Source organism: Mycobacterium sp. 1245852.3, from assembly GCF_001669335.1.
GTDB lineage: Bacteria > Actinomycetota > Actinomycetes > Mycobacteriales > Mycobacteriaceae > Mycobacterium > Mycobacterium europaeum_A.
In genome coordinates this window covers 1-511 of sequence record NZ_LZLL01000087.1, presented here as the reverse complement: position 1 = coordinate 511, position 511 = coordinate 1, and the positions used below count along the sequence as shown (strand labels likewise).

Annotated in this window: 1 protein-coding gene; it reads left to right on the top strand. The window is 70.8% G+C overall.

The annotated features are described in order from the left end of the window. Nucleotides 1-375, top strand: a 375-nt coding sequence (locus tag A9W96_RS03925; protein ID WP_231999579.1) for a redoxin domain-containing protein, incomplete at its 5' end; no start/stop codon positions are given. Nucleotides 376-511: the final 136 nt, after the last annotated feature.

Sequence of the window (511 nt, the reverse complement as noted above, 5' to 3'; positions counted from 1 at the left end):
GAAGGTCTTGAATGGCGCGACGCTCGTCCATGGCGCGGTAGGCCTCGGCGACCCGCTCAAGGGCCCAGCTACCCGCAGGACGGCCCCGAGCAGATGGTCGCGGAGGCCCGCCACCACGGCTGGACCTTCCCCTACCTGTACGACGAAACCCAAGACGTCGCCCGCGCCTTCTCGGCCGCGTGCACGCCCGACACGTTCGTGTTCGACGGCGACCGCCGGCTGGTCTATCGCGGCCAGCTCGACGATTCGCGACCCGGCAACGGCCGGCCGGTCACCGCCGCGGACGTCCGTGCCGCCGTCGACGCGGTGCTGGCCGGGCGACCGGTGAGCCCCGAGCAGCGTCCGTCGATCGGATGCGGCATCAAATGGCGCTGAGGCGCGGTTAACAGCGGCGATTGCGGGTAGCTGGGCCCTTGAGCGGGTCGCCGAGGCCTACCGCGCCATGGACGAGCGTCGCGCCATTCAAGACCTTCCTGCAACCCTAGGTGAGGTCGGTCACTGACCCGGCCGG